Raw genomic sequence first — 13601 nt, 5'->3', positions numbered from 1 at the left:
TTGTTCTCCGCAGGCAGCGGCACCAATGGCCGCGAGGCCTAGCGCCGCCTCTCGCGGGCGGGCAACTCACAAAGAGTCAACGCACAGCGACCGCGAGAGGTTCCCAGACCCCTGACTCTAGACCTGTTGACCGTCAACTTCGACGACTAACGCGGCAAACGCCCGCCTGGTCACTGCGACCCGGACGTCCCAGCGTGGCCCGGGGACCGACAGCGCGAGGACTGTCTCGCGATCAGGACCGGCGATGCCGACATACGCGGTGCCCACTGCCTTGCCCTCTTGCTCGTCGGGGCCCGCGACACCAGTGAGGCCAACACCCCAGTCCGCGCCGAGCTGATTCCGCGCTCCCCGCGCGAGCTCGATTGCTGCCTCCGCGGAGACAGCGCCGTGCTGGGCCAAGGTGCTCTCTGCCACGCTGGCCAGCGATGCCTTCAAGTCCGTCGCGTAGACGACCATCCCGCCGCGCAGCACCGCGCTCGCACCGGGCACCCCCGCGATCGCCGCGGTCGCCATGCCCGCAGTGAGGGATTCCGCGAGGGCTATGGTCTGGCCCCGCTCGGCGAGAGCCGAGACCACGGCTCCGGCATTGGTGGCGCCGACCAGCGGGTCCACGATCAGCGGTTCGCTTGGCTAGCGCGTCCATCGCGCCGCAGGCGCAGTGCCTGGACGACATAGTCAACGCCGGTGGCGACGGTAATGATGACGGCGGCAGCCATGAGCGTCGCGCTGATCGGGAACACCCAGCCCGGCAAGGGGAAGATGAAGAAGCAGATCGCGACGATCTGGATGACGGTCTTGAGCTTGCCACCGCGACCAGCCGGCATCACGCCGTGCCGGATCACCCAGAAGCGCAGCAAGGTGATGCCTAGCTCGCGGAACAGGATGATCCCGGTGATCCACCAGCTCAGGTCGCCGAGGATCGACAGGCCGATCAGGGCGCTGCCCATCAACGCCTTGTCAGCGATCGGGTCCGCGATCTTGCCGAAATCAGTGATGAGCCCATGCTTGCGCGCCAGATGCCCGTCGTAGCGATCGGTGACGGCCGCGAGGATGAACAACGCGCCCGCGGTGATGCGCCACACGGTGGACTCGCCGTCCGCGATGAGCAGCGCGACCAGGAACACTGGAACGATCAGGATCCTCAGCACAGTCAGCACGTTGGCCACGTTGAGCACGGGCACGGGCTCGGTCACGCCATCGGCGTGCCCGGGGATTCCTCGATCGTCACTGTTCGCCACCTGTCCAGACTATCTGGCCAGGTTCCGGTTAGTCTTGCCGACATGACAAATCACGGCGGCGCGACCCCGGCGTCGACGGAGAATGCCGGGATGATAGTGCGGCGCGCCCGCACCGCGGACGTGCCCGCGATCAAGTCGCTGGTCGACTTCTACGCCCCGAAGATCCTGCTGGAGAAGAACCTCGTCACGCTCTACGAGTCGATCCAGGAGTTCTGGGTGGCCGAGCATGATGGCTCGATCATCGCCTGCGGCGCCCTGCACGTGTTGTGGGCCGATCTCGGCGAGGTGCGCACTGTCGCCGTCGATCCCCGCTACAAGGGCCACGGCGCGGGCCATGCGGTGGTGGCCCAGCTGATCGAGATCGGCCGCGATCTTGGCCTCAAGCGCGTGTTCGTGCTCACCTTCGAGGTGGAGTTCTTCGCGCGCCACGGGTTCCGAGAGATCAGCGGCACGCCTGTCTCCTCCGATGTGTTCAGCGAGATGCGCCGCTCGTACGATACCGGCGTCGCCGAGTTCCTCGATCTCAGCTACGCCAAGCCCAACACCCTCGGCAACACCCGCATGCTGCTCGCCCTGTGAGTCACCCACCCAGCGCGCGGCACGAAAGGAACAGCACCATGGATCTGCTCGCTATTCGCTATCGCTACGAGGCGCCGGAGGCCACCCAGCGCGATGCGCACCGTCCCGCGCACCGTGAGTGGCTGCGCGGCCAGCTCGCGGACGGGATCGTGGTCTCGGCGGGCGCGTTCGGCGACGGGAGCGGCGCGCTGATCCTGCTGGACGCGGCGATCGCGGGCGGGATCGATGGAGCCCGCGCGCTGCTGGAGGGCGATCCCTTCGTCGTCGAGGGCCTCGCGCACGACATCGAGGTGGCCGAGTGGTCACCGGTAATGGGTGCATTCAGCGACCCCGCCTGAGACGATGCTCTCCGGATCGGCTCGCTCGCAGGGTACTGCCCCGCTTCCTATCCGCTAGCCCGCGCCTGATCCCCGCAGTGGATCCGCGCGCTGAACGGGGTAGGGCTGTGCGGTTTTGCACCCCCGCGCGGCCTCGAAATGGTGCAAAACGTAACACTTCCGAGGCAGTGGACCCTAGCGGGGGGCCTAGTAGCGACTCCCCCGCGCCGAAGTCCCAGCTCCGCGAACCAGCGCCGCAGCCGCGGCGACCGAGCGCGCCGCGGCCTGGCCTGCTCCTGCTAGGGGCCCGGTGCCGCTGCCTAGGCCTGGTCGTCCTTGGATGAGCGTTCCCGCGCCTCGCGGGCATGTTCGGCAGCAGCGCGCTCCTCCACCGCGTTCTCTCGTGCGGCGTTCGCCCCTGCTGCCTTCTCCCCTGCTGCGTTCTCCTCGTCGAGCTCGATCCGCTCGTGGCGGGTCTTGATCAGGCTTGCCACGGTGACGATCACGAGCACGGAGATGATCAATAGCATGGACAGTCCGGTCGAGACTTCCGGCACGGTGACATGCTCGCCGCCGTTGATGAACGGCAGCTCGTTCTCGTGGAGCGCGTGCAGGATCAGCTTGACGCCGATGAAGCCGAGAATGATCGACAGGCCGTGCGAGAGGTACACCAGCCGCTCGAGAAGGCCGCCGATGAGGAAGAACAGTTGCCGCAGGCCCATCAGGGCAAACGCGTTGGCGGTGAAGACGATGTAGGGCTCGCGGGTGAGGCCGTAGATGGCAGGGATCGAGTCAAGCGCGAAGAGCAAGTCGGTCAGGCCGATCACGACGAGCGCGAGAGCGAGCGGGGTGAGGACGCGCTTGCCGTCGATCTTGGTGATGATGCGGTCGCCGTCGTAGGTGTCCGTGGTGGGCAGCACCTTGCGGGCGAACTGGATAATCTTGGATTCTTTTTGCTCCGCGCTATCGTGCCCGCCGGACATCGCGTCCTGGAGCAGCCGGTACGCCGTGTACAGCAGGAAGAGTCCGAAGAGGTAGAAGACCCAGCTGAAGGTGTTGATCGCGGCCGCTCCCGCGGCGATGAAGATGCCGCGCATGACCAATGCCATCGCGATACCGATGAGCAGGACCTTCTGCTGGTACTCGCGGGGGATGGCGAACGAGGCCATGATGATGACAAAGATGAACAGGTTGTCGACCGAGAGGGCCTTCTCGGTGATGTAGCCCGCGAAGTACTCGCCGCCGTAGCGGGTGCCCCAGACGCCCATCACCAGAAAGCCGAAGACGATGGCGATACCGATGTAGATGGCGGACCAGATCCCGGACTCGCGCAGCGTCGGCGCGTGCGGGGTCTTGACGTGGGCGTAGAAGTCGAAGACGAACAGGGCTGCGATCACGGCGATCGTCGCGAGCCAGATCCATAGGGGGACATTCATCAGTGCAAAACCTCCGGGTCACAGGACGGAACTCCGGAGGTCTCTCCCATTAGCCCGATCGGCTAACCAATGGCACCGGACCGCGGACGCGATCGTGATGACGACACCATCGTTTTCGGGATACTCCCCTTCGGTGTCCTCATTAAACCATCCCTGGGCACGCTCAGCACCCAGGGATGGTCGACGACACACCTCTACGAGGCCTAGGTCACGCTCTCGGCGCCATTGCGGACAGCCTCGAGCACGGATTCGAGATCGTCGGACTTGACGAGCACATCGCGGGCCTTCGAGCCCTCGCTCGGGCCAACGATGCCGCGGGTCTCCATCAGGTCCATCAGCCTGCCTGCCTTGGCGAACCCGACGCGCAGCTTGCGCTGCAGCATCGACGTGGAGCCGAACTGGCTGCTCACCACCAGCTCGATGGCCGCCAGCAAGTGGTCGAGGTCATCGCCGACGTCCGAATCGATGTCCTTCTTGTCGCCCGCCTTGGCAGTGGTGACGCCCTCCTGGTAGTCGGGCTCGCCCTGCTTCTTCGAGTACTCGACGATCCGGTGGATCTCCTCATCAGTAACGAACGCGCCCTGCAACCGGGTGGGCTTGCCCGCGCCCATGGGCAGGTACAGGCCGTCGCCCATGCCGATGAGCTTCTCCGCGCCCGGCTGGTCGAGAATGACGCGCGAGTCCGTCAGCGACGAGGTGGCGAACGCGAGCCGCGAGGGCACGTTGGTCTTGATCAGGCCAGTCACGACATCGACCGAGGGCCGCTGGGTGGCCAGCACGAGGTGGATGCCTGCCGCGCGCGCCTTCTGGGTGATGCGCACGATCGCTTCCTCGACCTCGCGCGGGGCGGTCATCATGAGATCCGCGAGCTCGTCGACGATCGCCAGGATGTACGGGTAGGGCCGGTACTCCCGCTCGCTGCCGGGCGGGGTCTTGATCTCGCCCGAGCGCACCTTGTCGTTGAAGTCATCGATGTGCCGCACGCGGCTGGCCTGCATGTCCTGGTAGCGCTGCTCCATCTCCTCGACGAGCCAGGCGAGCGCGGACGCTGCCTTCTTCGGCTGGGTGATGATGGGCGTGATCAGGTGCGGGATGCCCTCGTACGGGGTGAGCTCGACCATCTTGGGGTCGATGAGGATCATGCGCACCTCGTCCGGGGTGCAGCGAGCGAGCAGCGAGACGAGCATCGAGTTGACGAAGCTGGACTTGCCGGATCCGGTGGAGCCAGCGACCAGCATGTGCGGCATCTTGGAGAGGTTCGCGGCAACGAACTCGCCCTCGATGTCCTTGCCGAGGCCAATGACCAGCGGGTGGTGGTCCCGGCGCGTGGAGGGCGCGGCCAGCACATCCGCGAGGCGGACCATCTCGCGATCGGTGTTCGGCACCTCGATGCCCACGGCCGACTTCCCCGGGATGGGCGCGAGCAGCCGCACGTTGTCGGTGGCGACGGCGTAGGCGATGTTGCGGGCAAGCTGGGTGATCTTCTCCACCTTCACGCCGGGCCCCAGCTCGACCTCGTAGCGCGTCACGGTCGGGCCGCGGGTGTATCCGGTGACGGCCGCGTCGATCTTGAACTGCTCGAGCACGTTGGTGATCGCGTCGATCATCGCGTCGTTGGCAGGGCCCCCGAGCTTGGGCGGATCACCCTGGATGAGCAGCTTGCCGGGCGGCAGCTTGTAGTTGCCCACAGGCTTGCGGTCGACGATCTTCCCCGCGGACTTCTCCGCAGATGGCGCCTTCGGTGCGTTCGCTGCAGCATTCCCCGCGTCGCGGGCCTGGTTGTTGCCTCGCCCGCCGATCGGGAAGCGCAGCTGCAGCCGCCGGTGCTCCTTCTTCGAGGATGCGCCGGTGCTGGAGGGGTTGTCCTGGGGCGCCTCCTCAAGGGGCACCTCATCCAGGGTGGGCTGTGGGGTATCGGCCTGGTCGGGGCCGGGCTGCGAGGGACCAGTCGATACGTCGAGGGGCGCGCCGTTCTCCTGGGGCTGGCCCGGTTGAATGGCTTGCGGGCGCTTCCGCGCGGGACGCTTGGCCTTGGTGGGCTCGACAGGTTCCGGTGCCACGGGGGCCGCGTCCTGGCTCGCGGCATCTGCGTGCGTGAGCTTCGCGACGACATGAGCGATAGCGTCAGCGACCTGTCGCATCGTGGTTCCGGTGAGCAGCAGGATGCCGTAGAGGAGCGCGAGGACGAGCAACGGGGTGGCCAGCCAGATCGTGAGGCCCTCGGTCAGGGGCCAACCGGCCACATAGCCAAGGATGCCACCGGCGGCGCGTTGCCCTTCGATGGTGGCCGGGAGCCCGGACAGGACGTGCCACAGCCCAAGCGTGCCCGCGGCAACGAGGCCGCTGCCGAGCACGAGGCGCGGCCGCGCTTCCGGATGCGGCTCGGTGCGCATGAGCATGACGCCGAGCATGGCGAGAATGAGCGGGACGAGCGCGGTGGGAGAACCGAAGAGGGACTGGAATGCCAGGTTGACCCACTCCCCCACTGGCCCGCCGGCGTCGAACCAGACGCTGACCGCGACGATGAGGCCTAGAGAGATAAGCGCCAGCCCCGCGCCGTCGCGACGGTGCGCGGTATCGATGTCATGCGCCTTGCCCACGGTGCGGGCGGTCGCGCCCACTCCGCGCGCGGTGAGCGTCCAGGATGCGGCGATGCCCTTGCCAACGATGCCGGCGATCGAGGGGCCGTTGCTTGCCCGGCGGGCCGGGGCCCGTCCCTTGCGCTGGCGGCTGGCCCCGGACCTGGTGGACCCCCCGGCATGGGTGCGGGCCCGGGTAGAGCGTGTTCCGGTCGAACGTGTCGCGGTGGAGCGTGTCGCGGCAGACCGGGCGGATGTGCCCTTGGCCCCGGTCGAGCCGCTGCGGGCAGGGCTACCTGATGAGCGCGATCCGGCACCGCGTGCAGTCGACTGCGTGCGGGTGGAACGTGTCTGAGTCCTGGCTGGCATGACTGTCACGTTAGCCGCTTTGCCCCCATGAGGACCATGCGCCTCAGCGGTCACAACCAAGTCGTAATGGTTCGTGTGCGGCATATCACCGGATCCGGGAGCGATTCCTGTTCTGCGCGAACAGGATCGAGCGCTCGATCGTCGCTCGGGACATGAGCGTCGTCGCAGCCAGGTGGCACCGCGATGGCGCCTCGCTCGTGAAAGAGGAACAGGAACGGGCGCGCATGCTTGTGATTAAGCCATGCGCGCCCGTGTCCAGTGAGCTTCGCGACATCATCGTGACGGGATCGTTAGCCCCCGAACACGCTGCCGCGCTTGGTACTACACCCCAGCGGGGATCAGCGCTCGACCTCGATGACCGTGGGCACGATCATGGGCTTGCGCCGGTAGGTCTCGGCCACCCACTTGCCCACGGCGCGGCGCGCGGCCTGGGCGATCCGGTGCGTGTCGGTGACGCCATCGGACTCGAGCCGCCGCAGTTCGGATTGCACGCGGCGGACCGCGGCCTCGAACACGTCGGGATCATCGGAGAAGCCGCGCGCGGAGATCTCTGGCTTGCTGATGACCTTGCCGGAGCGCGGATCGATCGCGATCGTCACTGCGACGAAGCCTCCCTCGCTGAGGGTCAGGCGGTCCGCGAGCGTTGGCTCGCCCACATCCCCGACCGCGAGCCCGTCGACGTAGACGTGGCCCACCGGATAGCGACCGGTGATGGACGCGACGCCATCGATGAGGTCAACGACCACACCGTCCTCGACGAGCATGATCTGCTCGCGCGGCACTCCGGTGGACTCGGCGAGCGCGGCGTTGGCGCGCAGGTGCCGCCACTGCCCATGCACCGGCATGACGTGCCGGGGACGCAGCGCGTTGTAGATGAAGAGCAGCTCGCCCGCCGAGGCGTGCCCGGAGACGTGGATCTTGGCGTCGGCATTGGTGACGACCTTGGCCCCGCGGTGCGCGAGACCGTTGATCACAGCATGCACGGACGTCTCGTTGCCGGGAATGAGCGAGGCCGCGAGGATGACCGTGTCGTCGGTCCGGATGGTGATGCTTCGATGCTCGCCTCGGGAGATCCGGGACAGAGCGGCCAGTGGCTCGCCCTGCGAGCCAGTGCACACGATCACGACCTGGTCCTCGGGCAGGCGACCAGCCTCATCGAGGTCGACCTCGATGCCTTCGGGCAAGTCGAGATAGCCAAGATCCGAGGCGATCTGCATGTTGCGGACCATCGACCGGCCCACGAACACGACCTTGCGACCGTTCTTGTGCGCGGCGTCGATCACGTACTGGATCCGGTGAACGTTGCTCGCGAAGGAGGCGACGATGACCCGCTTGGGCGCGCGGGAGATGACGACGTCGAGGGCGGTCCCCACCTCGCTCTCCGGAGTGAGCACGCCGGGCCGCTCGGAGTTCGTGGAATCGATCATCAACAGATCGACGCCCTCGTCGCCGAGCCTGCTGAACCCAGCGAGATCGGTGAGCCTGCCATCGAGCGGAACCTGGTCGAGCTTGATGTCCCCCGTGTGCAGGAACGTGCCCGCCGAGGTCCGGATGCCCACCGCGAGCGCATCGGGGATGGAGTGATTCACCGCGAAGAACTCGAGGTCGAACGGGCCGTAGGTCACGCGGTCACCCTCGGCGACCTCGTTGAAGCGACCGTTGACGCGATGCTCGCGCAGCTTGGCGGAGAGCAGCGCGAGGGTGAACTTGGCGCTGACGATCGGGATGTCCTCGCGCATCTTGAGCAGGAACGGGATCGCACCGATGTGATCCTCGTGGCCGTGAGTGACCACGCACGCGACGACGTCGTCGAGGCGATCCTCGATCGGCTGGAAATCCGGCAGGATCAGGTCCACGCCAGGCTGCTGGTCAGCGGGGAAGAGTACACCGCAATCAATGATGAGCAGCTTGCCCTGGTGCTCGAGAACGGTCATGTTGCGACCGATCTCCTTGATGCCACCGAGCCCGTAGAAGCGCACGCCACGCGGCTCGGCGGGTGGTGGCGCGCCAAGCTGGGCGGTGGAGGAGTCAAACACTATGGAATCCGTTCGGGTTGGATTGGCGCGGGCGCGCGGAGCGGGTGCGACCGGGGGCTCCGGCGGGCCGGCGGTGCGCGTCACGCGACGGCCACGGCGACTGTTCTCGCTAGCCATCAGTGCAACACCCCCGCTGCTCGCATCTCGGCAGCAAGCGCCTGGACTTGTTCGTAGGTGGGCGCGACCTGTGGCAAGCGTGGATCTCCGGTCTCGAAGCCCTGGAGCCGCAGGCCAGACTTGGTGGCAGAGACGCCACCAAGCGCCGCGATGGCTCGGAAGAGGGGGAACATGGAAGCGTTGAGCTTGCGGGCGCGGGCGTAGTCACCAATGTTCGCGGCGTCCAGCATCTTGCGGAGCCGGCCAGCGGCGAAGTGCCCGGCCACGCTGACGAAGCCGACCGCACCGATAGCAAGCCAGGGCAGGTTGAGGGGATCGTCCCCGGAGTAGTACTCGAGCCCGGACTGGGCAATGATCTCCGCGCCCAGGTTGAGATCGCCCTTGGCATCCTTGACCGCGATGATCCGCGGGTGCTCGGCGAGCGCGAACAGTGTGTCGCGCGCGATGGGGACGATCGACCGGGGCGGGATGTCATAGAGCATCACCGGAAGATCAGTGGCATCCGCGACGGCACGGAAATGCGCGAGCAGGCCAGCCTGGGGCGGCCGCGAGTAGTAGGGCGTCACCACGAGCAGGCCATGGGCACCGGCCTGGGCCGATTGCTTGGCGAGCTCGATGCTGTGGGTGGTGTCGTAGCTGCCGGCTCCCGCGATGATCCGGGCCCGATCTCCCACGGCGTCGACCACCTCGCGCACGAGGGTCGCCTTCTCCTCCTCGGTGGTGGTGGGCGACTCGCCCGTCGTTCCGCCGAGGACGAGACCGTCGCAACCTTCCTTGACGAGATGATCGGCGAGCTTGATCCCGCTGTCGACATCAAGCTTGCCGTCCGCGGTGAAGGGAGTGACCATAGCGGTCAGTACGGTTCCGAACGCGCGCGTTGCGCTCGGCGTGGGAACACCCGTCGTCATGGTGCTAACGCTACCTTTCAGCTCTCCGGATACCGAACACCTCGCCACTCCGGTCTCATGCTTGTCACACCTTAGCCGCCTGGCAGCACCCGGCAACACACTGGGCGACCCCGGTGCGCGCCGATGCCATCAGCCCTCGGTGACAAACGGGCTCGTGGCGACCTCGCTGCCGTCGAGCAACGTGCCGATCTCGAAGTCGCCGAACACGTTGGGCGCGACGCCCTGCAGCTGGCGCAGGCACTCGATCGCGAGCTCGCGGATCTCGACGTCAGCATGCTCGGTGGCACGCATACCGATGAAGTGGCGCCATGCGCGGAAGTTGCCGGTGACGACGACCCGCGTCTCGGTAGCGTTGGGCAGGACCGATCGCGCCGCCTGCCGGGCCTGCTTGCGGCGCAGCAAAGCATTGGGCATGTCCGTGAACTTCTGCTCGAGCGCTGCGAGCAACTCCCCGTAGGCATCGCGGGTGACCTGGGCCGACTTGACCAGCAGCTCCTCGAGCTCGGGGTCCCCGGCGATCGCTGGGGGCGCGACGATGTTGGCATCATGCTCGGGCACGTATCGCTGGGACAACTGCGAGTAGGAGAGGTGGCGGTGCCGGATGAGCTCGTGGGTGCAGGACCGCGACACTCCCGAGATATAAAACGTCGCGGAGCCGTGCTCGAGGACAGAGAGGTGGCCGACCTCAAGGATGTGGCGCAGGTACCCGGCGTTGGTCGCGGTGCGCGGATTCGGCTTGTCCCAGCTCTGGTAGCACGCGCGGCCCGCGAACTCGGCAAGCGCCTCCCCGCCCCCGGCATCGGTCTCCCACGGGACGTCGGTGGGCGGGGTGAATTCTGTCCTCGCGATGAGCTGCACCTTCAACGGCACGATCTCTGGCACGGATATCCTCCTACGAGTGCTTGCGCAGCTCGACACTGGACGGCAGGCGCGCGCCAGTCGGTTGTGGCGCACCAGTGAGTATCTCTTACCAGGATTACATGTGAGGAGCGTGGCCGAATGGCAGTCAGCGGATCGATCGACTTCGACATCAAGGCGAGCCCGGAGAAGGTGATGGCGGCGCTCGTGGATGTGGAATCCCTGCCGAAGTGGTCGTCCTCCCACCGCAAGGTAGAGGTGCGCTCGCGTGATGAGCAGGGGCGCCCGCAGCGAGTATGGATGGCGATCTCGACACTGGGCATCAATGATGAGCAGCTTGTGGATTACCGGTTCACCGACACCACGGTCGAGTGGTCGCTCGTGGAGCCGAGCAACCAGCAGAAGACCCAGGACGGCTCGTACGTGCTCGCGCCGAGCGACGCGGGTACGCGCTTGACGTTCGAGCTGACCGTGGACCTGAAGATCCCGATGCCCGGCTTCCTGGTCAAGCGCGGTCAGAAGATGGCTCTCGAGACGGCTTCGAAGGGCCTGAAAAAGTTCGTGGAGGAGCAGGCCTGACGCCCAGCCTCCCCGACTGACGCCATTGGTGACGCCACTTAGAACTTGACTGGCGTCACCTTTGGCGTCACAGTGGTGTCATGGATCTTTCCCGCTATCTCACCCGCCTCCACGACGACCTCATTGCTGCAGCAGCGCTCGGCGATGATCGCACCCAGCAGATCGCGGCAAGCCTCGCCAAGGCCACCGAGCCCACCCTGCGCCTCACCCTGCTCACCGCGCTCAGCGACTTCGCCAAGGAAGTCTCCGCCGAGCTCGAGGGCAGCACCGTCGATGCCCGGCTCAACGGCGACAATGTCGAGATCGTCATCGTCCACGACGCCGACCCGGACCAGGCCACCGCGCGGCCGGACCGCACCGATTTCGAGCAGGCCATGGACGACCTTGGTGGCAACATCTCGCGCGTCACCCTGCGCCTCGTCGACAACATCAAGGCCCGTGCCGAGGAAGCCGCCAACGCCAACGGGGTCTCGCTGAACTCCTGGGTCGGCCAAGCAGTCCGGGGCGCGCTGCGCGAGCAGAGCGCATGGTCCTGGGAGCCCCCGCACAGCCGCGAGCGCCGCAACCCCGAGCCGACCGCTCCCAGCGGGCCTGCTGGCGCCGCCGGATCCACCGGGTCCGCTGGGACCGGGTCCACTAGCGCTGATTCCGCTGGTACCGGGTCCGCTGGAACAACGAGCGAGTCGACCGGTCCCGCGAGCAGCAACGAGGGCCCGGCCTAAAGCTAGTCCGCTGGCCAGGCCGCGGAAGTGTTACCCTTTGCACCCTTCCGCGGCCATCCAGGGGTGCAAAACCGCACACATCAGGACTGCCTGGCGCGAGGTGACGGTCGTTGACTGCCGGCCAAGCGGGCAGGCGATCAGGACATGCCCTCCGCGAGCATCACGGCCACCGTCGCCCCGAGCTCATAGCATTGCTCGCGCTGTTCCTTGGAGGGCATGCCATACAGCTCCAGCGGTGCCGCTACCTGCTTGAGCTCCAGGCCTGTGGTGAGCTTGCGCACCGAGGAGACCGCACCGGCGGTGTCCTGGTTGCCGTGCACCCATAGCCCGAAGGGGCGGCCCGCGACGTCGTCGAGGCATGGGTAGTAGACCGTATCGAAGAAGTGCTTGAGCGCCCCGGACATGTAGCCGAAGTTCGCGGGAGTCCCGAACAGGTATCCGTCGGCCTCGAGCATGTCGGGGACGGTGGCGGCAAGGGCGGCCACGGACCGCACCTCGACGCCTTCTATGTCGGGATCACGCGCGCCCTCGAGGACAGCCTCGAGCACCGCGCGCATGCCTGGCGAGGGCGTGTGGTGCACCACTAGCAGTTTCGCGGTCATCGTTCACCTCGGCTCCCGATCGCGGGCTTCCAGCTCGACCGCCCGGCCCATTGATTCCCGTGCCCGTCGGCGGTCTCCGGCAACATCGTACGCCCGGGCTACCCGGTACCACTGGCGCCAGTCATCCGGCGCGGCATCGAGATCGTTCTTGACCTGCACGAACAGTGCATCGGCAGCGTCGCGCTCGACTCGGCCGGAGGGGCGCCGCGGCAGTTCGGAAGTATCGAGCTCGAGTCCTTCGGCGGCCATCAGCCGAGCGAGCCGATCGTGCGCGAAGCCCGCCCGCAGGGTCGTGTACGCGACATAGACGCCCAGCAGCGGCAGCAGCAGGATCGCCGCGCCCATCACCATCGCGGCTGTATCACCACTGGTGACCAGCAGCACGCCCTGCCTGCCCATCAGGAGCAGGTAGAACACCAGCGCGCCGGTGAGCAGCACGATGGCGATCTTCGTCTTCACAGGTCCATGAAGGGGTCGATACCGATGGTCAGGCCCGGGCGATCACCAATGCCCCGGACCCCGAGCAGCACACCAGGCGCGAACGAGCTGCGGTCCAGCGAATCATGCCGGATCGTCAACGTCTCGCCCTGGGTACCAAGCAGCACCTCCTGGTGCGCGACAAGCCCAGCGAGCCGCACGGAGTGCACGCGCACTCCCCCGACCTCCGCGCCGCGCGCTCCGTCGAGCTCGCTGGTGGTGGCATCCGGGATGTCCGCGCATCCCGCAGCTTCCCGTGCCGCGCCGATCAGCTCCGCCGTGCGTGCCGCGGTGCCGGAGGGCGCGTCGGCCTTGTTCGGATGGTGCAGCTCGACGATCTCCACGGACTCGAAGAAGCGTGCGGCCTGCTCGGCGAATCGCATGCACAGGACCGCGCCGATCGCGAAGTTCGGGGCGATGAGCACTCCCACGCCGGGCTGCTCGTCGAGCCAGCGACGCACTTGAGCGACACGCCCCTCGTCGAATCCGGTCGTACCGACTACGGCATGAATGCCGTGCGAGATCAGGAACTCGAGGTTCCCCATGACAACGTCAGGATGCGTGAAGTCGACAACGACCTGTGCCCCGGCTGTCACGAGATCATCGAGCGCATCATCCTTGTCCACCTCGGCCACCAGCTCGAGATCGCTCGCGGCGGTCACGGCCGCGCAGATCGCCTGCCCGACCTTGCCCCTCGCTCCGAGCACCCCCACCCGCAGCGCGGTCGATTCACCCATGTCGTCCTCGTTCCTGTCGATCCGTCATCACCACTGATCATGCTTGC

At 66.9% G+C, this 13601-nt stretch carries 14 protein-coding genes and 1 pseudogene; 5 read left to right on the top strand and 10 right to left on the bottom strand.

Going from position 1 to position 13601, the window contains the following annotated elements:
* Positions 1 to 117: 117 nt before the first annotated feature.
* Complete coding sequence (locus QC765_RS02700) at positions 118 to 615, bottom strand: CinA family protein (RefSeq protein ID WP_278313119.1); 498 nt, start codon at positions 613 to 615, stop codon at positions 118 to 120.
* The gene (gene pgsA / locus QC765_RS02695) at positions 615 to 1238 is read right to left on the bottom strand and encodes a CDP-diacylglycerol--glycerol-3-phosphate 3-phosphatidyltransferase (RefSeq protein ID WP_278312881.1); all 624 of its coding nucleotides are present in this window, start codon (positions 1236 to 1238) and stop codon (positions 615 to 617) included. The genes QC765_RS02700 and pgsA overlap by 1 nt, the downstream gene beginning before the upstream one ends.
* 42 nt (positions 1239 to 1280) lie before the next feature.
* On the opposite strand from pgsA, the gene QC765_RS02690 reads away from it, so the two are divergent.
* Both QC765_RS02690 and QC765_RS02685 read left to right on the top strand, forming a co-directional pair.
* The gene (locus QC765_RS02690; protein WP_278312880.1) at positions 1281 to 1817 is read left to right on the top strand and encodes an amino-acid N-acetyltransferase; all 537 of its coding nucleotides are present in this window, start codon (positions 1281 to 1283) and stop codon (positions 1815 to 1817) included.
* A 38-nt stretch (positions 1818 to 1855) separates the two neighbouring features.
* Positions 1856 to 2155 (top strand): YciI family protein, encoded by a 300-nt coding sequence (locus QC765_RS02685; RefSeq protein WP_278312879.1) that lies wholly within the window; start codon positions 1856 to 1858, stop codon positions 2153 to 2155.
* 299 nt (positions 2156 to 2454) lie between these two features.
* Here QC765_RS02685 and QC765_RS02680 read toward each other — a convergent pair whose 3' ends face one another.
* On the bottom strand, positions 2455 to 3570 hold the full coding sequence (locus QC765_RS02680) for a TerC family protein (RefSeq protein WP_278312878.1): 1116 nt from the start codon (positions 3568 to 3570) through the stop codon (positions 2455 to 2457).
* A gap of 69 nt (positions 3571 to 3639) precedes the next feature.
* Here QC765_RS02680 and QC765_RS02675 point away from each other — a divergent pair, with 69 nt between their 5' ends.
* Positions 3640 to 3777 (top strand): hypothetical protein, encoded by a 138-nt coding sequence (locus QC765_RS02675; RefSeq protein ID WP_278312877.1) that lies wholly within the window; start codon positions 3640 to 3642, stop codon positions 3775 to 3777.
* Here the strand turns inward: QC765_RS02675 and QC765_RS02670 are convergent.
* The 4 genes from QC765_RS02670 to thyX form a co-directional block, all read right to left on the bottom strand.
* Complete coding sequence (locus tag QC765_RS02670) at positions 3774 to 6518, bottom strand: FtsK/SpoIIIE family DNA translocase (RefSeq protein ID WP_278312876.1); 2745 nt, start codon at positions 6516 to 6518, stop codon at positions 3774 to 3776. The genes QC765_RS02675 and QC765_RS02670 overlap by 4 nt on opposite strands.
* Before the next feature lie 338 nt (positions 6519 to 6856).
* The gene (locus QC765_RS02665) at positions 6857 to 8671 is read right to left on the bottom strand and encodes a ribonuclease J (protein ID WP_278312875.1); all 1815 of its coding nucleotides are present in this window, start codon (positions 8669 to 8671) and stop codon (positions 6857 to 6859) included.
* Positions 8671 to 9579 carry a 4-hydroxy-tetrahydrodipicolinate synthase gene (gene dapA, locus QC765_RS02660; RefSeq protein WP_278312874.1) on the bottom strand — a complete coding sequence of 303 codons (909 nt, stop codon included), beginning with the start codon at positions 9577 to 9579 and terminating at the stop codon, positions 8671 to 8673. The genes QC765_RS02665 and dapA overlap by 1 nt, the downstream gene beginning before the upstream one ends.
* 129 nt (positions 9580 to 9708) lie before the next feature.
* Positions 9709 to 10461 (bottom strand): FAD-dependent thymidylate synthase, encoded by a 753-nt coding sequence (gene thyX / locus QC765_RS02655; RefSeq protein WP_278312873.1) that lies wholly within the window; start codon positions 10459 to 10461, stop codon positions 9709 to 9711.
* A gap of 117 nt (positions 10462 to 10578) precedes the next feature.
* Here thyX and QC765_RS02650 point away from each other — a divergent pair, with 117 nt between their 5' ends.
* Entirely contained in the window at positions 10579 to 11016 is a 438-nt protein-coding gene (locus QC765_RS02650; RefSeq protein ID WP_278312872.1) for an SRPBCC family protein, read from the top strand.
* 80 nt (positions 11017 to 11096) lie between these two features.
* Positions 11097 to 11537, top strand: a pseudogene (locus QC765_RS02645) (toxin-antitoxin system HicB family antitoxin); the annotation flags it as partial.
* Positions 11538 to 11875: 338 nt separating this feature from the next.
* On the opposite strand, the gene QC765_RS02640 reads toward QC765_RS02645, so the two are convergent.
* The 3 genes from QC765_RS02640 to dapB are packed head-to-tail and all read right to left on the bottom strand — an operon-like array spanning position 11876 to position 13554.
* The gene (locus QC765_RS02640; protein WP_278312870.1) at positions 11876 to 12340 is read right to left on the bottom strand and encodes a flavodoxin family protein; all 465 of its coding nucleotides are present in this window, start codon (positions 12338 to 12340) and stop codon (positions 11876 to 11878) included.
* 3 nt (positions 12341 to 12343) lie between these two features.
* Complete coding sequence (locus QC765_RS02635) at positions 12344 to 12739, bottom strand: hypothetical protein (RefSeq protein WP_278313118.1); 396 nt, start codon at positions 12737 to 12739, stop codon at positions 12344 to 12346.
* Between the two features lie 56 nt (positions 12740 to 12795).
* Positions 12796 to 13554 carry a 4-hydroxy-tetrahydrodipicolinate reductase gene (gene dapB / locus QC765_RS02630; RefSeq protein ID WP_278312869.1) on the bottom strand — a complete coding sequence of 253 codons (759 nt, stop codon included), beginning with the start codon at positions 13552 to 13554 and terminating at the stop codon, positions 12796 to 12798.
* Positions 13555 to 13601 lie beyond the last annotated feature (47 nt).

It is taken from the genome of Hoyosella levis (assembly GCF_026008515.1).
GTDB lineage: Bacteria > Actinomycetota > Actinomycetes > Mycobacteriales > Mycobacteriaceae > Lolliginicoccus > Lolliginicoccus levis.
Note: the sequence above shows the minus strand (reverse complement) of the source record. Positions and strands in the feature narration are given on the sequence as shown.